Annotated in this window: 18 protein-coding genes and 1 tRNA gene; 16 read left to right on the top strand and 3 right to left on the bottom strand. The window is 61.8% G+C overall.

The genetic code is table 11. From position 1 onward, the window contains the following. Positions 1-42 precede the first annotated feature (42 nt). Genes GJV26_RS06345 through GJV26_RS06335 form a run of 3 tightly spaced genes read left to right on the top strand, consistent with a single transcriptional unit; the run spans position 43 to position 2,469 of the window. Complete coding sequence (locus tag GJV26_RS06345) at positions 43-897, top strand: enoyl-CoA hydratase family protein (protein WP_155708088.1); 855 nt, start codon at positions 43-45, stop codon at positions 895-897. Between the two features lies 1 nt (position 898). Further along, entirely contained in the window at positions 899-2,074 is a 1,176-nt protein-coding gene (locus tag GJV26_RS06340; protein ID WP_155708087.1) for an acyl-CoA dehydrogenase family protein, read from the top strand. Further along, a complete protein-coding gene (locus tag GJV26_RS06335; RefSeq protein WP_155712280.1) occupies positions 2,074-2,469 on the top strand; it encodes a RidA family protein in 396 nt (131 codons plus the stop codon). Before GJV26_RS06340 ends, GJV26_RS06335 begins: the two co-directional genes overlap by 1 nt. A gap of 124 nt (positions 2,470-2,593) precedes the next feature. On the opposite strand, the gene GJV26_RS06330 is transcribed toward GJV26_RS06335, so the two are convergent. Continuing rightward, positions 2,594-3,265 carry a PEP-CTERM sorting domain-containing protein gene (locus GJV26_RS06330; RefSeq protein WP_155708086.1) on the bottom strand — a complete coding sequence of 224 codons (672 nt, stop codon included), beginning with the start codon at positions 3,263-3,265 and terminating at the stop codon, positions 2,594-2,596. A gap of 200 nt (positions 3,266-3,465) precedes the next feature. Next, on the bottom strand, positions 3,466-4,617 hold the full coding sequence (locus tag GJV26_RS06325; RefSeq protein WP_155708085.1) for an acyltransferase family protein: 1,152 nt from the start codon (positions 4,615-4,617) through the stop codon (positions 3,466-3,468). Between the two features lie 746 nt (positions 4,618-5,363). On the opposite strand from GJV26_RS06325, the gene GJV26_RS06320 reads away from it, so the two are divergent. Both GJV26_RS06320 and GJV26_RS06315 read left to right on the top strand, forming a co-directional pair. After that, entirely contained in the window at positions 5,364-5,507 is a 144-nt protein-coding gene (locus GJV26_RS06320) for a hypothetical protein (RefSeq protein WP_155708084.1), read from the top strand. Positions 5,508-5,578: 71 nt separating this feature from the next. Beyond that, a complete protein-coding gene (locus tag GJV26_RS06315) occupies positions 5,579-6,328 on the top strand; it encodes a PEP-CTERM sorting domain-containing protein (protein ID WP_155708083.1) in 750 nt (249 codons plus the stop codon). 107 nt (positions 6,329-6,435) lie between these two features. Here the strand turns inward: GJV26_RS06315 and GJV26_RS06310 are convergent. Next, positions 6,436-6,510, bottom strand: a tRNA-Arg gene (locus GJV26_RS06310). Between the two features lie 101 nt (positions 6,511-6,611). Between GJV26_RS06310 and GJV26_RS06305 the strand changes: the two genes are divergently transcribed. The 11 genes from GJV26_RS06305 (at position 6,612) to GJV26_RS06255 (ending at position 19,510) form a co-directional block, all read left to right on the top strand. Then, positions 6,612-8,510 carry an ATP-binding cassette domain-containing protein gene (locus GJV26_RS06305; protein WP_155708082.1) on the top strand — a complete coding sequence of 633 codons (1,899 nt, stop codon included), beginning with the start codon at positions 6,612-6,614 and terminating at the stop codon, positions 8,508-8,510. A gap of 170 nt (positions 8,511-8,680) precedes the next feature. Then, positions 8,681-9,409, top strand: a complete 729-nt coding sequence (locus tag GJV26_RS06300; RefSeq protein ID WP_155708081.1) for a CAAX prenyl protease-related protein — start codon at positions 8,681-8,683, stop codon at positions 9,407-9,409. Between the two features lie 81 nt (positions 9,410-9,490). Beyond that, positions 9,491-10,657: an XrtB/PEP-CTERM-associated polysaccharide biosynthesis outer membrane protein EpsL gene (epsL, locus tag GJV26_RS06295; RefSeq protein ID WP_229427907.1), complete on the top strand. Its 1,167-nt coding sequence runs from the start codon at positions 9,491-9,493 to the stop codon at positions 10,655-10,657. A 12-nt stretch (positions 10,658-10,669) separates the two neighbouring features. After that, positions 10,670-12,052: an undecaprenyl-phosphate glucose phosphotransferase gene (locus tag GJV26_RS06290; RefSeq protein WP_155708079.1), complete on the top strand. Its 1,383-nt coding sequence runs from the start codon at positions 10,670-10,672 to the stop codon at positions 12,050-12,052. A 204-nt stretch (positions 12,053-12,256) separates the two neighbouring features. Next, on the top strand, positions 12,257-13,261 hold the full coding sequence (locus tag GJV26_RS06285; RefSeq protein ID WP_229419190.1) for an EpsD family peptidyl-prolyl cis-trans isomerase: 1,005 nt from the start codon (positions 12,257-12,259) through the stop codon (positions 13,259-13,261). Positions 13,262-13,344: 83 nt separating this feature from the next. Beyond that, the gene (gene epsE / locus GJV26_RS06280) at positions 13,345-14,085 is read left to right on the top strand and encodes a polysaccharide export protein EpsE (RefSeq protein WP_229419189.1); all 741 of its coding nucleotides are present in this window, start codon (positions 13,345-13,347) and stop codon (positions 14,083-14,085) included. Positions 14,086-14,119: 34 nt separating this feature from the next. Further along, positions 14,120-15,526, top strand: coding sequence for a chain length determinant protein EpsF (epsF, locus tag GJV26_RS06275; protein WP_155708077.1), 1,407 nt, complete (start codon positions 14,120-14,122; stop codon positions 15,524-15,526). Between the two features lie 16 nt (positions 15,527-15,542). Then, complete coding sequence (gene epsG, locus GJV26_RS06270; RefSeq protein ID WP_155708076.1) at positions 15,543-16,418, top strand: chain length determinant protein tyrosine kinase EpsG; 876 nt, start codon at positions 15,543-15,545, stop codon at positions 16,416-16,418. Positions 16,419-16,423: 5 nt separating this feature from the next. Beyond that, positions 16,424-17,311 (top strand): exosortase B, encoded by an 888-nt coding sequence (gene xrtB / locus GJV26_RS06265; RefSeq protein WP_155708075.1) that lies wholly within the window; start codon positions 16,424-16,426, stop codon positions 17,309-17,311. Beyond that, positions 17,308-17,985: an exosortase-associated protein EpsI, B-type gene (gene epsI, locus GJV26_RS06260; protein ID WP_155708074.1), complete on the top strand. Its 678-nt coding sequence runs from the start codon at positions 17,308-17,310 to the stop codon at positions 17,983-17,985. Before xrtB ends, epsI begins: the two co-directional genes overlap by 4 nt. A gap of 31 nt (positions 17,986-18,016) precedes the next feature. Beyond that, on the top strand, positions 18,017-19,510 hold the full coding sequence (locus GJV26_RS06255) for a lipopolysaccharide biosynthesis protein (protein WP_155708073.1): 1,494 nt from the start codon (positions 18,017-18,019) through the stop codon (positions 19,508-19,510). Positions 19,511-19,935: the final 425 nt, after the last annotated feature.

The following is a 19,935-nucleotide window of genomic DNA, read 5'->3' as shown; positions in this document are numbered from 1 at the left end:
TCGGGCAAAAATCGGGCACCCCGACGCCCGCGAGGAGAAACCATGAAATACCTGCAGGGGCAACCGCATGCGCTGCCCGGCCACCGCGCCACGCTGGCGGACTACGCCGCGCGGCACTTCCTGTTCGCGGTGGAAGGGGGCGTGGCCACGGTCACGCTGAACCGGCCGGAACGCAAGAACCCGCTGACGTTCGATTCGTATGCCGAACTGCGCGACCTGTTCCGCGCATTGGCACAGGCGGACGACGTGAAGGCCGTGGTGATCGCCGGGGCCGGCGACGACTTCTGCTCGGGCGGCGACGTGCACGAGATCATCGGCCCGCTGACGCGGCTCGACATGCCGGGCCTGCTGGCCTTCACGCGCATGACGGGCGACGTGGTGAAGGCGCTGCGCGCCTGCCCGCAGCCGGTGATCGCCGCGATCGACGGGATCTGCGCCGGTGCCGGGGCGATGCTGGCGCTGGCGTCCGATATCCGCCTCGGCACGGAGCGCAGCAGGACCGCGTTCCTGTTTACCCGGGTGGGGCTGGCCGGCTGCGACATGGGCGCGTGCGCGCTGCTGCCGCGCGTGATCGGCCAGGGCCGGGCCGCCGAGCTGCTGTACACGGGGCGTTCCATGTCCGGCGCCGAAGGCGAGCGCTGGGGCTTCTTCAATGCGCTGCACGCACCGGAGACGGTGCTCGATGCCGCCCGCGCGCTTGCCGGCAACCTGGCCCGCGGACCGACGTTCGCGCACGGCATGACAAAGAAAATGCTGCAGCAGGAGTGGAACATGGGCGTCGATGAAGCGATCGAGGCGGAAGCGCAGGCGCAGGCGATCTGCATGGCCACCAACGATTTCCACCGCGCCTACCACGCGTTCGTGGCGAAACAGAAACCGGCCTTCGAAGGAGACTGACATGGCGGACAAGGCATACCTGGACTGGCCCTTCCTGGAACAGCGCCACCGCGACCTGGAACGCAGCCTGGATGCGTGGGCGGCCACGCGCCTGCACGGTGCGCACGGCAGCGACGTCGATGCCGCCTGCCGCGCGCTGGTGCGGCAGCTGGGCGAAGCGGGCTGGCTGCGGCACGCGGTCGGCGGCAAGCGATACGGCGGCAGTGGCGATGCGCTCGATACGCGCGCGCTGTGCCTGATCCGCGAGACGCTGGCGCGGCACGAAGGCCTGGCGGACTTCGCGTTCGCGATGCAGGGGCTCGGTTCGGGCGCGATCAGCCTGTTCGGCAGCGCGGCGCAGAAGGAGGCGTACCTGCCGCGCGTGGCGCGCGGCGACGCGATCGCGGCGTTCGCGCTGTCCGAACCGCAGGCCGGCTCCGACGTGGCGGCGCTGCAATGCGCGGCGGTGCGCGACGGCGACCATTACGTGCTCGATGGCGAAAAGACCTGGATCTCCAATGGCGGCATCGCCGATTTCTACGTGGTGTTCGCGCGCACCGGCGAAGCACCGGGGGCGCGCGGCATCAGCGCCTTCATTGTCGACGCCGACGCGGCGGGGCTGGCGATCGCCGAACGCATCGACGTGATCGCGCCGCACCCGCTGGCGCGCCTGCGCTTCGAGGGCTGCCGGACCCCCGCGCATTGCCTGGTCGGTGCAGCGGGGCAGGGCTTCAAGGTGGCGATGGCGACGCTCGACGTGTTCCGCACGTCGGTTGCCGCGGCGGCTCTGGGCTTCGCGCGGCGCGCGCTCGATGAGGCGCTGGCCCATGCCGCCTCGCGCACGATGTTCGGGCAGACGCTGGCCGACTTCCAGCTGACGCAGGTCAGGCTGGCCCAGATGGCGACGGACATCGATGCGGCCGCCTTGCTCACCTGCCGCGCGGCGTGGTTGCGCGACAGCGGTGCAAGGATCACGAAGGAAGCGGCAATGGCGAAGATGACGGCGACGGAAACGGCGCAGCGGGTGATCGACGCGGCGGTACAGATGTTCGGCGCGCAGGGCGTGGTCAGCGGCACGACGGTCGAGCGCCTGTACCGCGAGATCCGCGCGCTGCGCATCTACGAAGGCGCGACGGAAGTGCAGCAGCTGATCATCGCGCGCGAGCTGCTGCGCGCAGCGCCGCCAAAAGGACGATGATGGAGATCCTGCAACCACCCGGCTGGCCACGGCCGAAGGGATATTCGAACGGCGTGGCAGCCAGCGGACGGATGGTGTTCGTCAGCGGCATGGTCGGATGGAATGCCGAAGGCGTATTCGAGAGCGACGATTTCGCCGCGCAGACGCGGCAGGCGCTGCAAAACATTGTGCAGGTGCTCGCCGAGGCTGGCGCGGCGCCCGCGCACATCGTGCGGATGACCTGGTATGTCGTCGACCGCGAGGAATACCTGCTTGCCCGGCACGCCGTCGGCGCTGCATATCGAGCGGTGATCGGCAGCCACTACCCGGCGATGTCGGCCGTGGCGGTGGCCGGGCTGATGGAGGCGCGTGCGCGGGTGGAAATCGAGGCGACGGCGGTGGTGCCTGGAACGTAGGCGCGGCTGCGGGAACGGGTGTGCCACCGGATCCGGTGCTTGCCGGTGATGCAGCCGCCATCGTATCCGGCGTGCCAGGCGGGGCGCGCCCATCGCCTCATGTGCGAACGATGGGCGCGTGCCGTCATGCCTTGCGTTGCGTAGTCCTGCGTTTGCGGAGCAGGACAGGCACGAGACCTGCGAGAAGCATCGCATGGGTGGCCGGTTCCGGGACCGCGGACAACACCCGGAAACTGGTGATGTTGCCGGTCACGTTCACGCCCGAAATGAATTCAAAGGTACTTCCGGTTGTCGAGTAGTTTTGCCATTCGCCCGCCGTCGGCAGGAAGTATGGCCGTGCCACGCCGCTTTGCGTCACGTTCTCGAACCGGTTGCGCAGGATCGCGTAGGTACCGGAAAGATCGGTCCGGTCGTAACCTTCCGTGAGAATATGGTCGTAATTGTCCGAGTCGCTCATGTGGATACCGTGACCGTAGCTCGCTGAAACCGTGGCCCCGCTGCCGAACGTGAGCGACTGCGTAAACTGGCCGACCAGCAGGCCCCTGTAGGGATAGCCCAATGCGTCTTCGGTCATCCGGGTGGCATCGTCATAGCTGAAGCGCCCGGTAACCTGCTCGCCGACCGCGATGGTGAAACCGGGGGCGGCAGAACTGGCCATGCCGACACAGGTCTCGCCTTGCCAGGCGCAAATATTTCCGATTGAAGCCGTGTATTCCACGACTACCGGTGCACCACTGGCATTGACGGTGGTGAGCAGTGCGAATGCAGCAAGAGCAAGTGGTTTTTGATATTTCATGCGTCCCTTTCATCGATTGTCACGAATGTCATGGACGCCATTGTAGCGTTGAAAAGTTGTCTAATTATCACCAATTATCACGCGCCACGGTTATTTGATGCGATGCTGGCCGGGCTGACGGAAGCATGTGCCCGGATTTGAGATGGAAGCCGCCGCGGTGATGCCGGAGCCCGGCGGGCCGGGCCGGCGGCGGAATGACATCAGACTCGCCTGCGCACCTGTGACCGCGGAGCGGCGTCGGCTGCCCTGCGCGGCGTCAACCGGTCTGCGATGCGGTTGAAGTAACCCCGCCAGGGGGCCTCGATCCACCGGTAACTATAGCCGGCGATCCAGATCGCGATGCAGACATACGCGACCAGCAGCAGCGCGTCACCGCCCGGCAGCTGGTGCAATTTCTTCCGCACCGGTTCGAGCACCATCAAGAGGATGGGATGGACCATGTAGATCGAATACGAGCGTTCTCCCAGCAACTGGAACACGGGGCGTTGCAGCAGGGTGCCCAGCGGGCCGGTGTCGCGCTCCAGGGAAAATACCAGCAGCGCGAATACCAGCGGACATGCGAAAGTCAGCACCGGCATCCGTTCGACGAGTGAAAAGATCAGCACGAGGGCCGTCAGCGCAATCCATTGCAGGCGCGAACGTGTCCGGTCATTCACCTGCCCCAGGCCCCGGCCCGCATGCCAGGTGAGCGCACCGAGGAAGAACGCCGCCACGCACCGCGCAAAGCCGAAATCATAGGTAACGTCCATGCAATGACCTGCTGCAAAACAATCGTGGCGCACCACGCTGGCGATGACGGTCACGATGTACGCGGCGATTGCCAGCATCCCGAACACAACCATGCGGAATCGGGCGGGCGCCAGCAGGCACATGGCGGCAAACAGCAGGTAGGTGTAGAACTCGACGCTGATGCTCCAGCTGACTGAATTGAGGATCAGCCGGTCGAACAGTCCCAGTGCGTGGGTCATCGTCACCGTGGCCGACAGTTCGGCCAGCGTGGGTACCGTATATGGCACGGCGGATATGCCGCTGGAGAACTTCGTCAGCCCGCGTGCCACCGCCTCGTTCTTGACGAAGGCAACGCCATTGACGACCAGCAGGTAGACGATCGTGGAGGCGATCAGCAGCGGAAACAGCCTGCCGAAGCGCCGGACGATGAATGGCGCGAACTGGTCGCGCTGTGTCAGCCGCTCCGTGTAGATCGAGCAGATCAGGTACCCGCTGAGAACAAAGAACAGGTCGACGAACAGGTAGCCTTGCGCGATGAACGGCACGAACAGGGCAAGATGCAGGTGGAACAGCGCCACCAGCAGCGCGGCCAGCCCGCGTGCGCCTTCGAATGAGCGGATCATCGTGCGATCCTGCCGCACTCGGCCGGGTTTTGGAATGTATCGCACTGCTTCAAACAATTGCAGTCGCGGGCGGGGGCGGCGTGCCAGGTAATGCGCATGTCGGCTCCAGAAATCAAAAGATGGAAATTTTACAATAAAGCGATGGATGGGTGTTTCATTAATTCCTGATTATCCTGATATTGGTATAAGCAACTGAGAATTTTATTGTGATGAAGTATACGCATGTCCTTCATATGTAATATTAATTTCTTCAAGGTAATTTGTCAGATGAAATTTATTGTTTGGTCGAATACTGCTTGCGCCAGCAGCCCATGCAACCCGAAGCGGGCTGGCTTGATTTGCACGTATTAACCGAATTTTCGGAACTGAACGGAATGCCGTTTTCATAGTTTCATGAAATTTACGATGTTGATCACGAGTCATTACTTGTTCTTCTCGAGATTCTATTATTTCCATATTCCAATATTGAATGCACCACTTGGCTGGCCTGGCACAGCTGCAGTGCAATCCCGGTTGCATTGCGGAGGGGGCGAGCCGCTGCCGGTACATCTTCCCGATGTGGTCGCGGGCCGCGAAGATGCAGTCGGGTCGCCACCGGATTACCGCGCTGTACGTCCAAGTAACGCAATCCTCTTTTTGCACGAAATATATAAAGCGAACTGGACAATAAAGCATGGATCCAGACTGTCCCGGCTGGCTGGCGGGCAGCGTATTTCCGCGTATTTCAACGAAAAAATAGTAATTGTATGATCGACATCTGGTGCATCGAACGCCAGTTTGTGACCGAAACGCTGGCCGATTCGTTGCACATGTGCGGCTATCCGATTCTCCTCGTTCCAGGCAAACAACAGAGAACAAAAAAAGCAACGCCGGTTGTATTCTTGTATTGACTTTCTGTTATCTTCTGTCGACGGGATCGGCATTCGCCGGGAGCCCTGCACATCTTCTCTAGGGGATCAAAATGAAACATTGCGTATCGCAATACATCGCAGCAGTGCTCGCATTGGCTGCCGGTGCGGCCCAGGCAGCAGATTATGTCAAGGTCAGTGGAACGAACGTCGACTTCTATTACGATGCCGATTTCTGGACCCTGGGGGCCACGGTAAGCGGCAATTCGATTTCTGTCAGCCCGGGCAATGTCTACGAGCGCGCGAACGTCAGCGAAGGCGCGGCCGATCCGTACCAGGGACCGGTCTTCACGGCTGGCGTGGATTTCACGCGTACATTCGAACGCAGTCTGATCGCCGTCGCTCACACGGGATATCGACTGAACAACGATATCGCCTCGACTGGCTCCGCCACGGTAGAGTCGACCGGCAGCAGCGGATTCGGCACCTACGATCTTGAAAACGTCTATACAAGTGGCGCGTTCAGCAGTGGGGTTTTCGCCCCCGGCGAGGAGATCGGCGGCAGCGTCGAGTGGGCATACTTCTACTACGAGATGTACTCGGGCGGCTCGGATTCGGGCACGGTTCCGCTGGCGGTCGGCACGCCAGTGACGTCCCATTCGGCAATCGCCGTCGACGGCGCATTCCGGGGCGCTGCCAGTGTCACCGGACTGGGCTACGCGGCAGCGGGGCTCAACAGCGTCAACTACAGCTTCGGCGTTACGGCGGTGCCGGAACCAGGTCAGTATGCGATGCTGGGCGTGGGGCTGGCGCTGGTCGGCCTGGGCGCACGCCGCCGCCGCGGCAAGGCTCGCCAGGCTTGATGGACAATAAAAAAACCCGCCATGCCGGAAGGGTGGGGCGGGTTCTAGATGCAAGCCGATGTTGATGCAGACCGAAGTTTGATGCGGACCTATGTCATGCCGGTCGGTGGTCCCCCCGACTGGAATCGAACCAGTATCCCACGCTTAGGAGGCATGTGCACTATCCATTGTGCTACGGGGAGGACGCAAGGCGAGCGCAATTATAGCCGAGGCGATGGAAATTTTTCGTGCTGAATGCAGGGTGTCGGTACAATGCCGGGTTCCACGCATTAAAAAGTTGATCATGGCAGTCCTTTCCCTCTCTTCCGCGCAGCTGGCCTTCGGCCACCATGCACTCCTCGACCATGCCGAGTTTTCGCTGGAAACCGGCGAGCGCGTCGGCCTGATCGGCCGCAACGGCACCGGCAAGTCGTCGCTGCTGAAAATTATTTCGGGTCAGCAAAAGCTCGACGACGGCCTGCTCGTCATGCAGCAGGGGCTGCGCATCGCGTATGTGGAACAGGAGCCCGTGTTCGATCCCGAAATGTCGGTGTTCGATGCCGTCGCGTCCGGTTTGGGCGAATTGCCTGCACTGCTCAAGGAATACGATGCGCTGACCGGCCAGTTCGGGCAGGGCGACGACGATGCGCTGATGGAGCGGATGCACCAGATCCAGGTGCGCCTCGATGCGGCCGATGCGTGGAGCATCAACAACAAGGTGGAGCAGACGCTGGAGCGGCTGAGCCTGGGACCGGATGCGCTGATGAAGACTCTTTCGGGCGGCATGCAGAAGCGCGTGGCGCTGGCGCGCGCGCTCGTTGCCGGCCCCGACGTGCTGCTGCTCGATGAACCGACCAACCACCTCGACTTCACGTCGATCCAGTGGCTCGAAGGCCTGTTGCGCGATTTCCGCGGCAGCGTGCTGTTCATCACCCACGACCGCTCGTTCCTCGACAACGTGGCGACGCGCACCGTCGAACTCGACCGTGGCAAGTTGATGTCGTATCCCGGCAACTTCAGCGCCTACCAGGAGCGCAAGGCCGAGCAGCTGGCGATCGAGGAAATCGAAAACGCCAAGTTCGACAAGTTCCTGGCGCAGGAAGAAGTGTGGATCCGCAAGGGCGTGCAGGCGCGCCGCACCCGAGACGAGGGGCGCGTGCGCCGGCTGGAACGGTTGCGCGACCAGCGCGCCGTCCGTCGCGACCAGCAGGGACAGGTCAAGCTGGAAGTGGCATCCGGCGAACGTTCCGGCAAGATCGTGGCCGAACTGGACAATGTGCAGAAGGGCTTCGGCGAGCGCTCCATCGTGCGCGACTTCAGCGCGACGATCCTGCGTGGCGACAAGGTGGGCCTGATCGGCGCGAACGGCGCCGGCAAGACCACGCTGCTCAAGCTGATCCTCGGCGAGCTCGCGCCGGACGGCGGTACCGTCAAGCAGGGTACCAAGCTGCAGGTGGCGTATTTCGACCAGATGCGCGCCCAGCTGAACGAGGAAGCCAGCCTGGCCGAAACCATCGCGCCGGGCAGCGACTGGGTTGAAATCAACGGTCAGAAAAAGCACGTGATGAGTTACCTGGGCGACTTCCTGTTTGCACCAGAACGGGCCCGTTCGCCGGTGCGCACGCTGTCCGGTGGCGAGCGCAACCGCCTGTTGCTTGCACGCCTGTTCGCCAAGCCGGCCAACGTGCTGGTGCTGGACGAGCCGACCAACGACCTCGATATCGATACCCTCGAGTTGCTGGAAGAGCTGCTCGAGGACTTCAAGGGCACCGTGTTCCTGGTCAGCCACGATCGCATGTTCCTCGATAACGTCGTCACGCAGGTCATCGTCGCCGAAGGCGGCGGCGCATGGCGCGAATACATCGGCGGCTACAGCGACTGGGAGCGCATGCGCGCGAGCGCTCCCGCGGCGGCGGTATCGAAGAAGGGCGAAGCAAAGGCCCGGGAGGCCGTGCCTGCCGCGCCGGCCCCGGTGGCAAAGAAAAAGCTGAGCTTCAAGGAGCAGCGCGAGCTCGATGCGCTGCCCGGGCTCATTGCCGCGCTCGAGGAAGAGCAGGGCACGCTGAACGCCACGCTCGCCGATCCCGACTTCTACAAGAAGACGCCGGCCGAGGCAACGGCGGTGCAGCAACGCATCGCCGCCATCGACACGGAACTGATGAACGCGCTGGAGCGATGGGAGACATTCGAGTCGCGCGCATGACAATGTGGCGATTTCATCGCAGTGCAACAAATATTCGTCAGAATCGGCGGTTGCTGCCCGCTTGATTGCTATGATGCACGTTTTGCTTCGTCATCTGAATGATGATGTTGTAAAATAGGCAAAAACTGGGCCCGCGGGAGTGGCCCGCAATCACACGAGAGCAACTGTTCATGACGGCCCAGCAAAAACGATCTCCCACCCCCGCCGCCATCCCGACCGCCGAGGCTGCGGGCTTCTTCCAGCGGGCTTCCACCGCACGTATCCTGCCATTCGCCATCTACATGGCGTTCATCGCCATTGCCGATCTGCTGGCCCGGCTGGGCCTGACCACCGACGACCTGCGCTGGCTTTACCCGGTGAAGATCGCCGCGGTGGTCGCGGTGCTGTGGATATACCGCCGGCATTATGCCGAGCTGGCATGGCAGCCGGTCCGTTGGACGGCGCTCGCTGCTGCTGTCGCCGTCGGCGTACTGGTGCTGGTGCTGTGGGTCAACCTGGATGCGGCCTGGATGCAGATGGGCGTTTCCGCCGGTTTCAACCCGACCGCGGCCGATGGCCGCATCGACTGGCTGCTGGTAACGCTGCGCATTGCCGGCGCCGCGCTTGTGGTGCCGGTCATGGAGGAACTGTTCTGGCGGTCGTTCCTGATGCGCTGGATTGAGCGGAACGACTTCCTCAACGTGATTCCTGCTGCCGTCGGCCTGAAGGCGTGTATTGTCAGTGTGATATTATTCGGGGTCGAGCATAATCTATGGCTCGCCGGCATCGTTGCCGGGATCGCCTACAGCCTGCTCTATATGCGAACCGGCAATCTCTGGACCGCGGTCCTGGCGCACGCCGTCACCAACGGCCTGCTTGGCGTCTGGGTCGTTGCGACTGCCAACTGGACGTACTGGTAAGATTGCAGGTTAGTTAATACTTGGAAAGACCACATCATAATGTTGAGTTCTAGTGCATTCATCCGGTGCCGCCTGCTGCCGGTGGCTTGTGCCGCAGCGTTGTATTGCGGTGCAGCATCCGCGGAAATCAGTGACACGATTCATCCCTTCGTCGCGATCGGCTATACCTACGATGACAATCTGCTGCGGCTGGCGGAGGAAGCGTCTGCCTTTACGCAGATGTCGGACCGGATGACGCAAAGCCAGGCAGGGATTATTGTGGATCGGCCGTTCGGCAGGCAGCGCCTGACCGCTACCGCCAAGATATCGCGGGTCACGTTCGATCATTACGACCAGTTCGACTACAACGGCAAGGATTTCAAGGCGGATCTGGCGTGGGAGGTGGGCAACCGCCTTTCCGGCAATGTCGGCGGTAACTATGTAGAGACACTCACGCCGTTTTCGGATTACAACACCAGCCAGCGGAACCTGCGGACATCGCGCCGCGCCTATCTCAATGGCGCCTGGAAATTGCATCCCAGGTGGCAGGTGCGTGCCGGATACGCACGGAACAAGTACGAGTACGAGCTCGTCGTGCAGCGCGTAAACAACCGCACCGAGGACGCGGCGGAAGCAGGTGTGGATTACCTGGCGCCGAGCGGCAGCCGGGTCGGCCTGGTGGCCCGCCAGCTGAAGGGGGAATATCTGAACCCGCGCACGATCGGCGGTGTCACGCTGGACAGCAACTACACGCAGGACGAGCTCAAGGCCAACATCAACTGGCGGTTCTCCGGCGTCACGAACATCCAGGTGCTGGCGGGCTATGCCAAGCGCAAGTACGAGCGCACATCGAGCCGCGATGCGAGCGGTGCGAACGGCCGTGCGACAGTCGTGTGGGCGCCGCTCGGCAAGGTCAAGTTCACCGCCGATCTGTGGCGCGAGTTTGCCGCCGTGGAAAGTCTGGTTGTAAGCAACAGCCTGAACAAGGGCGGCAGTCTTGGCGCCGCATGGGATATCTCGGCAAAAGTACAGGCCACTGCCAACGTGCGGCACGAGACGCGCGAGTTCGAGCAGCTGTCCACCTCCACCTTCACGGGCGAAACGCGCGACAAGCTCAACAGCGTGCAGCTGGGCCTGAGCTATGCGCCGACCCTGCGCAGCCAGCTCGGCGTGACGGCGTTCCGCGAAAACCGCAACGGCAGCCCCCTTGCCGGCACCAGCGACTACCGCGCAAATGGTATCTCGATCAATGCCAGCGTGCAGTTCTAAAGAAGCAGTGTAATGACCATTAACGATATTCCCCTCATTTCGTTTTTCCAGCGCGTTCTCGATCCCCTGATCATCATGGGCACGCTCTACGCGTGTTCGATGTTGTTCGGCGACCCTTTCACGGGTTATTCGCTGGTGCTGATGATCCTCGCATTCTTCATTTCGTCCGCCGTTTACCAGCACATCGATCCCTATCGCACCTGGCGCAGCGGCCGCATGCTGGCCTATTCGCGTGACATCATCGGCGGCTGGCTCGTCACGGCCGTGATCCTTGTCTTCCTCGGCAACGTGAGCGGGCTCGCGTATCATTACGAGGATCGCGTGGTGCTCGGCTGGTTCATTGCCACGCCCTTCATGCTGCTGGTGAGCCACCTGGCGGTGCGCAAGGTAGGTTCGGATCCGGCCAAGGCCAGCGAGGTGCGTTCCGTGCTGGTCGTCGGGGCCAACGATGTCGGCATCAAATTCGCGAGCACGATCGAGCGTTATCCGAATCTTTTCATGCAGGTACGTGGATTTTTCGACGACCGCATGGAAGACCGGCGCCCCCACGACCTGCAACATCCGATCCTGGGCAAGATGTGCGATGTGGCTGCTTATGTGCGCGAGAACAACATCAAGATGATCTTTGTCAGCCAGCCGATTTCGGCGCAGCCGCGCATTCGCAAATTGCTGGACGATCTGCAGGATACGACAGCGTCGGTCTATTTCCTGCCTGACATTTATGTGTTCGACCTGATGCAGGCCCGGTTCGACAACGTGGGCGGCATGCCGGTCATTGCCATTTGCGAAACGCCGTTTACGGGCTTTAACAGCCTGCTGAAACGGGCCAGCGATATCGTGCTGGCCCTGGTCATCCAGTTGCTGCTGTTGCCGATCATGCTGGCCATCGCGATCGCCGTGAAGTTGAGCTCGCCAGGTCCGGTGATTTTCCGCCAGCGCCGCTATGGCTTGTATGGCGAACAGATTTATGTCTACAAGTTCCGCTCGATGACGGTGACGGAAGACGGCGCCGCCGTCGTGCAGGCCAAGAAGAATGACCAGCGGGTGACGAAGGTCGGCGCCTTCCTGCGCAAAAGTTCGCTGGACGAGTTGCCGCAGTTTATCAATGTGTTGCAGGGACGGATGAGCATCGTCGGCCCACGCCCGCATGCGGTCGCGCACAACGAGCAGTACCGCAAGCTGATCAAGGGATACATGTTGCGCCATAAGGCCAAGCCGGGCATCACCGGCTGGGCGCAGGTCAACGGCTTCCGTGGTGAAACCGAGACACTCGACAAGATGGAAGCGCGCATCCGGTACGACCTCGATTACCTCCGCAATTGGTCGCTATGGCTGGACCTGTGGATTATCCTGAAGACCGTGAAGGTCGTGCTGGCACGGGAAAACGCTCACTGAAGCGAACCTTAAGCACCGTTAATTTGAATCGACTGGCGAAAGTTATTCGATACAATGCCAGATGTTGCAATACTAGCCACTTTGGGCTGATGCCTATAAGTAATATATGTTGTCAAATTGATTCTAATCTGATATCTTGTAAATTTACAGAACCGCTTGCCCGGCTGTCTGCCACGGCGCAACTCATGGAACCGGAGAAATCTCTTGAAACAATCTGAATACCACAGCCTGGCATCCTCCCATGGCCGCTTCCGTCATCGCCAGGTATTGCGTGCCGGCCTGCTCGTACTGGCTGCCGCCGCATTGACCGCCTGTGGCGAAAAGGCCGAGAAAAAGCAGGGCCAGGCACTGGCGAGCGTGAATGGCGAAGAGGTCACCGTCATGCAGTTGAATGAGGAGTTGACGCGCGTCAATCCACAGGTGGCTCAGCAGGAAGCTGCCCGCAAGCAGCTGCTCGAGTCGCTGATCGACCGACAGCTGCTGCAGGGCGAAGCCGTCAAGGAAAAGATGGACCGCGATCCGAAGGTCGTGCAGGCCATCGAACGTGCCAAGGCGACGATCATCGCCCAGGCTTACCTGCAAAAGCGGGTTGGCACGGTGGCGCGGCCCACGAAGGAGGAGGTTCAGGCCTACTACACCCAGAACCCGCAGCTGTTCTCGAACCGCAAGCAATTCGACATGCGGCAGCTGGTGCTCGCCACCGCGGACCTCAACGACGATGTGAAGAAAGCCATCGATTCCTCCAAGTCGCTGGAAGAAGTGGCAGTTTTCCTGGACCAGAACAAGGTCAAGTACGCCCGCGCCCAGCTTGTGCGCAGCACGACGGAACTGCCGCCTGAATTGAGCACGCGCCTGCTGGCGATGCCGAAGGGCCAGTTGTTCATCGTTCGCGAAGGCACGCGCAGCCTGCTCATTTCGATCGCCGACACGAAGGATGCGCCGATCGCACTGGAACAGGCCGGTCCGCAGATCGAACAGTTCCTGTTCAACAAGAAGAACAAGGAAGCCGCGGATGCGGCGATCAAGCAGTTGCGCGCGACGGCGAAGATCGAATACATGAACCAGCCAGCCAAGCCTGCGGCGGCAGCGGCGGCGGGAACGGCGCCTGCCGCCGCTCCTGCACCGGCCACGGCCCCTGCGCCGGCGACGGCAACGAGCCCGGCAACGTCCGAGGACGTTAACGCGCGGGGCGTTGCTGGTCTGAAATAAACATCACGATATCAACGAAATCGGGGAAAACTAATATGAAACGTATCGTTATGTGGGTTTTGGCAGGGTTGATGACTTTTGCCATGGGTTTGGCCAATGCCGCCGATGCAACGCTGGGTGCCGGTGACGTGGTGCGGATTTCCGTCTACGGCAGTCCGGATCTGAACGTGGAGACGCGTATCGGCCAGAGCGGCATCCTGACGTTCCCGCTGATCGGGCCGGTGCAGGTGGGCGGCCTGGAAATTCCGGCAGCCGAGAAGAAGATCGCCGGCCTGCTGGAAAGCGGCGGGTTCCTGCGCAAGCCGCAGGTAACGATCCTGGTCACTTCGCTGTCCAGCCAGCAGGTATCCGTGCTGGGCCTGGTCAACCGTCCTGGCCGTTATCCGATCGAGGGCAAGCGTACCGTGCTCGACATGCTCGCCCTCGCCGGCGGCGCCAATCTCGACGGTTCCGATATCGTGACCCTGATCCGCAAGCGCAACGGCGCCGTGACCAAGGAAACCCTGGATATCGTCGAGATGCTGCGCACCGGCGAACTGCAGCGCGACGTCGAGCTGTCGGCCGACGACATCCTGTATGTCGAGCGCGCGCCACGGTTCTATATCTACGGTGAAGTGCAGCGCCCGGGCGCCTTCAAGCTCGAGCGTTCGATGACCGTGCTGCAGGCGCTGGCGGTAGGCGGTGGCCTGACGCCACGCGGCACCGAACGCGGCATGCGCATCAAGCGCCGCGATGCGGAAGGAAAGATCCAGGTCATCGATGCCAAGCACGACGATCTGTTGAAGACCGACGACATCGTTTATGTCAAGGAAAGCCTGTTCTGACACAGATTCCGTTTCTCAAGTTTAAGGTGTATTCATGAATCTCACTCAACTGTTGCTGATCCTCTGGGCGCGCAAAAAAGTGATCATCGGCACACTGCTGGTGGTCGTTCTAGCCGCGCTCGCAGTCAGCCTGCTGCTGCCGAAGTCCTACAAGGCCAGCAGTACCCTGCTGCTGAACTACAAGGGCGTCGATCCGTTGACCGGCGTGATGATGCCGGGCCAGCTGCTGCCCGCCTACATGGCAACGCAACTCGACATCATCGGCAGCAAGAACGTTGCGATCCGTGTGGTCGAGCGTCTGCAACTGGCCAACAGCCCGGCTGTCCAGGCCCAGTTCCAGGAAGCGACGGGCGGCGTCGGCTCGATCAACAGCTGGCTTGCCGGCCTGCTGTTGCGCAAGCTCGACGTGACCCCGTCGCGCGAGAGCAGCGTGGTCGATGTGGCTTTCAGCGGCTCCGAGCCGCAATTCGTCGCCGCCGTGGCCAATGCCTTCGCGGAAGAATACATGCGCGCCACCGTGCAGCTGAAAGTCGACCCGATGCGCCGCGCGTCGCATTATTTCGACCAGCAAACCAAGCTGTTGCGCGACAACGTGGAACAGGCGCAGAGCCGCCTGTCGAAGTATCAGCAGGAGCATGGCATCGTCAGCGTCGACAACCGCCTCGATGTGGAGTCGAATCGCCTGAACGATCTGTCCGCGCAGCTGGTGGCGGCCCAGGCGCAGTTGATGGAAGCCAGCTCGCGCAAGAGCATGGCCAGCGGCAGCATGGCGGCATCGCCGGACGTGGCGAGCAACCCGGTCATTCAGAACCTGCGCCTGACCCTGGGCGGCGCCGAAGGCAAACTGGCCGAAGCAGGGCAGCGCCTGGGCCGCAATCACCCGCAATACCTGAGCGCACAGGCCGAAGTGGCCAAGCTGCGCCGCGAACTCGACGAACAGATCCGCCTGACGTCGCAAAGCGTCGGCAACAATGCCACGGTGCTGAGCCAGCGCGAGGCGCAGATCCGCGAAGCACTGGCGGCGCAAAAAGCCAAGGTGCTGGAACTGAACCGCACGCGGGACGAAATGAACGTGCTGTTGCGAGATGTCGAAAATGCCCAGCGCGCATTCGATGTGTCGTCGCAGCGCGGTTCCCAGACCCGTATCGAGGGCCAGGCCGAACAGTCGGATATCGCCATCCTGAACCCGGCGGTCGTGCCGACCGAACCGGACGGTCCGAAAGTGTTCCGCAATGTGCTGCTGTCCGTATTCCTCGGCATCCTGCTCGGCTTTGGCCTTGCCTTCGTGCTGGAACTGCTGGATCGCCGCGTACGTTCCGCGGGCGACCTGTCCGATTCGCTCGATATTCCGCTGTTGGGCGCGATCGAGTGGAACAAGACCAGCCAGCGCCGTACCGGTGCCCTGGGATCCCTGCTGCCGCGTCGTCCGCGTTTAACCTGATTTGTTGGAGATTGTGATGAACCAAGCAACTATTCCCTTGGCCGCCGCTACCCCGGCCCGAAATGCCGGGACGAGCATCGGTGGCCTGTTGCTGGAGACGGGCAAGATCACGCCGGAAGGCGCAGAACGCGTGCTGCGCATGCAGAAGGAACTGGGTATCCGCTTCGGCGAGGCGGCGCAGCGCCTCGGCCTCGTCACGGAAGCCGATATCCAGCAGGTGCTGGCACGCCAGTTCGACTATCCCTACCTGCAGCCGGGTGAAGGCAAGTACTCGCCGCAACTGGTGGCTGCCTATAACCCGTTCAGCCCGCAGGTGGAAGCACTGCGCGCAGTGCGCAGCCAGCTGATGCTGCGCTGGTTTGCCCGGGGTCACAAATCGCTGGTGATCATGAGCGCACAGGCCGGGAATGGGGCAAGCCTGTTCGCGGCCAACTTGGCGGTCGTGTTTTCGCAACTGGGTGAACAGACCCTGCTGGTGGACGCCAACCTGCGCAAGCCGCGCCAGCATGAAGTGTTCAACCTCGCGCAGCGGCAGGGGTTGTCGGACGTGCTGGCCGGCCGGGCCGATCTGAACGCGGTAACGCGGATCGAGTCGTTCGTCGATTTGTCGGTGCTCGGTGCCGGCACGCTGCCGCCGAACCCGCAGGAATTGTTGAGCCGTGACGGCTTCACGGCGCTGGGCGTGCAGCTGGAAAGCCGCTTCGACGTGGTGCTGTATGACGTGCCGGCGGGCGGCACGGGATCGGATGCGCTTGCCGTTGCCGCACGTGCCGGCGGTGTTTTGCTGGTTTCCCGCAAGGATGTCACACCCCTGAACGAGGTCATCAAGCTGAGCGATCAGCTGGCCCAAAATGGGGTGAAGATCGTTGGTTCCGTCCTGGTGAGCTTCTGATGGACATGGCCGAGAAACTGTCAGCGCAGGAAGACCAGGCCGTATGGCGCAAGCCGGCACCGGAATTCCTGCCCATCGCCGCGGGCTTCCTGTGCCTGCTGGGTCCAACGCTCTACCGCCTGTTTACCGGCACCTGGACCACGGAAGAACAGGCGCATGGCCCGATCATCCTGGCGCTGTCGCTGTGGCTGATATGGCGCAAGACGCCGCTGATGATGACGAAGCCGGCCGAGCCCACATCCAGCGGCTGGGTACTGCTCGCCATCTCGCTGCCACTGTACGTTCTCGGCCGCTCGCAGCATATCCTGTCGTTCGAAATCCTGTCGTTGCTGGTGCTCTCGGTGGGTCTGCTGCTGCTCACGCGCGGCAAACCGGCAATGCGCGTGCTGTGGTTCCCGTTCTTCTTCATGCTGTTCCTCGTCCCGCTGCCGGGCCCGGTGGTCAGCGCCCTGACAATGCCGATGAAGATGGCGGTTTCGTACGTGGTGGAGCACATCCTGTACTCGGCCGGGTTGCCGATTGCCCGCAGCGGCGTGATCCTGCAGATTGGCCAGTACCAGTTGCTGGTGGCCGATGCGTGCGCCGGCCTGCAGACCCTGCTGACGCTGGAAGCGCTGGGCCTGTTCTACCTGAATGTCGTACGGCATACCTCGGGGTTTCGTAACCTGACGCTGGCGCTGTTGATCATCCCGATCTCCTTCACCGCCAACGTGATCCGTGTGATCGTGCTGACCCTGGTCACGTATTACCTGGGCGACGAGGCGGGGCAGGGCTTCCTGCACGGGTTTGCCGGCATGGTGCTGTTCATAACGGCGCTGATCCTGATCCTTTCCGTCGATACGCTGTTGCAATGGTTTGTCCGTCGTCGCGCGCCGCATGGAGCAAAAGCATGAAAAGAATGACCTTGAGCGCAGTGCTGTTCGTGTTGATGGCATCGACTGCGGCCGTTACCTATGGCGTGGCACCTACCGCCAAGATGGCGGATAAACGCGCCCGGTTCGATCTGGAAACTCAGATCCCGCAAGCCTTCGGCGAATGGCGCCTCGATCCGACGGTGATTCCCCTGCAGGTCGACCCGGATACGCAGGCGCGCCTGAACCGCATCTACAACCAGACGCTGTCGCGTACTTATATCAACCGCGAAGGCGCACGGGTGATGCTGTCGATGGCCTATGGCGGTGACCAGAGCGACCAGATGGGTCTGCACAAGCCCGAGACGTGCTATACAGCCCAGGGCTTCGATGTGCGCAGCAATGTTCCTGCCGAGGTGCAGTTGCAGCAAGGCGTGCTGCCCGTGCGGAACCTGCTTGCCGTGGCTGGCGGGCGCAGCGAACCGATCACATACTGGGTCACCATCGGCGACAAGGTCACCCGCAGTGGCATCGACCAGCGTATCCAGGAATTGCGCATCGGCCTGACCGGCACGATCCCGGATGGGATGCTGGTGCGCGTATCGACGATCGATACGGACACCACGCGCGCGTTCGGCATCCACAAGGATTTCGTTCGCTCGCTGATCGCCAGCCTGCCGCCGCAGGAGCGCACGCGCTTGATCGGCACTTTCTGATGGGTAAAGTTGTGCAGGCAGGTGGCTTCAAATGAGCAGCGATATCAACCGGAAGAGCGTTACCGCCGTCAAGTGGGCGGCGGTAGGAACAGTCATCCGCTTTGGTCTCCAGATACTGACCCAGGTGATCCTGGCCCGCCTGCTGGGGCCGGAAAGCTATGGTCTGTTCGCAATGGGGCTGCTGGTCCTGACCCTCAGCGCTTTTCTTGCCGATTTCGGCATTTCATGGGGGCTGGTGCAGCACAAGACGTTGACCGACGAGGACATTCGGTTTGCCGTGACCTGGCAGATGGTGTCAGGCATCGCATCGGCCGTATTGCTGTTCACGCTGGCCCCATGGATTGCCAAGTATTTCAACGAGCCCCGCGTGGTGGAGATTATCCGCTGGCTGAGCTTGACATGCATTTCAAGTGCATTGGTAACGCCTGGTACCAATCTGTTGCGCCGCAAGCTCGATTTTCGTATGTTGAACATCATTCAGATCACCAGCTACGTAATCGGCTATCTGCTCGTCGGCGTTACGATGGCGTGGCAGGGGGCAGGGGTATGGGCACTGGTTGGCGCATGGCTTTCGCAATCGGTATCTGCGCTGGTGTTGACCTTCATCAAATCACCGCATTCGCTCAAACCGCTGCTGTGGTACGAAGGTGCGCGGCGGTCGACTTCGATCGGCGTGACCGTATTCTTCACCAACCTGTGCAACTGGTTCCTGAACAACCTTGATCGCTTCTTGCTGGGGCGCTTCCTGAACGCGCATGCAGTAGGGCTGTACACGGTGGGTTATAACCTGGCGAATACACCCAACTCCTTGTTCATCTCGGCGCTACAGCCAGCTTTCCTTGCCACCGGCGCAAAGTTGCAAGACGATCCCGGGCGTTTGCGTTCCGCCTACCTGTCGGTGCAGGCCAGTGTGTGGATCCTGATCGCGCCAGCGTTCGTGCTGCTGTCGTGCGTTGCGTCGCCGCTCATTGCAACGATGTACGGCCCCGCATGGAAAACCTCCGGCTCCGTGTTGTCGATCCTGGCGCTTGCGATGCCGGCCTATGTATGCTGGGGATTGTCGACGCCTATCCTGTGGAATACCGGCGGCAAGCACCTTGAGAGCCTGTTGCAGGTGCCGGTCCTGCTGGGTGCAGGGGTGGCACTGTGGCTTTTTGCCGGGCAGGGGCCGGTAGCCGTAGCATTCGTTGCCAGCGGTACCCTGCTGGCGCGGGCCCTCGTCATCGCCACGACGGCTTGCCTTCGTGTCAAGGCCGATGCTGCCAGCCTGCTGGGCATCGCATGGCGAGCGGCACTGTTAATGGCGGTTACCGCGGCCGGCTGCATGGGCGGAATGGGCGCGGCGGCGGGCGAGATCCCGGCAGTGCAATTCGCCGCAGGAGCCCTTTGCGGAACCCTGCTGCCAGTGGTCCTCGTACTCGCGTGGCCAAATGTACTCGGCCGTACGGTGATCGAGCTGCTCGGGCGGTTCAGCCCCCCGGTTCCTGCGCGGCTGGACGGCTATTTACGCTCTAAATGCGGGTGAGAAACTGCCATGGCGGAAATGGTAGTTACTGTCATTGCCGCCAATGCGGCGCCGCTGGTCAGAGGCTCCTGTATTAGTCCTGCATCGGGAGCACGACAGTACGGAAAGCCCTGGTCAATACGTCTTGCACTTCCCGGCGGCAGTGGCGGGGACAAGGCTGTCGAAACAGGCTTCGTGGCTGGCGGTTAATCCCGCCGCCACCGGTGACGGACATCCGCCAGACAGCCGGCTGCAGCGTTCAAGGTCGATTTTCCACTGCCCGCACGTGGCGGGAAGTTGTCGCCCGGGTTTGCCGCCAAGGCGATCCGGCACCCGGTACGAGGATTGGGGACAAGCGGGTTCCTGGCATTTGCTTAATAGGCGCAGACTGGCTTCCGTATTGAAGAATTGCTGATTGTTATTAACTTTCGTGCTGACTGGATGCA

This window comes from Pseudoduganella dura (genome assembly GCF_009727155.1).
Taxonomy (GTDB): Bacteria; Pseudomonadota; Gammaproteobacteria; order Burkholderiales; family Burkholderiaceae_D; genus Rugamonas; species Rugamonas dura.
Note: the sequence above shows the minus strand (reverse complement) of the source record. Positions and strands in the feature narration are given on the sequence as shown.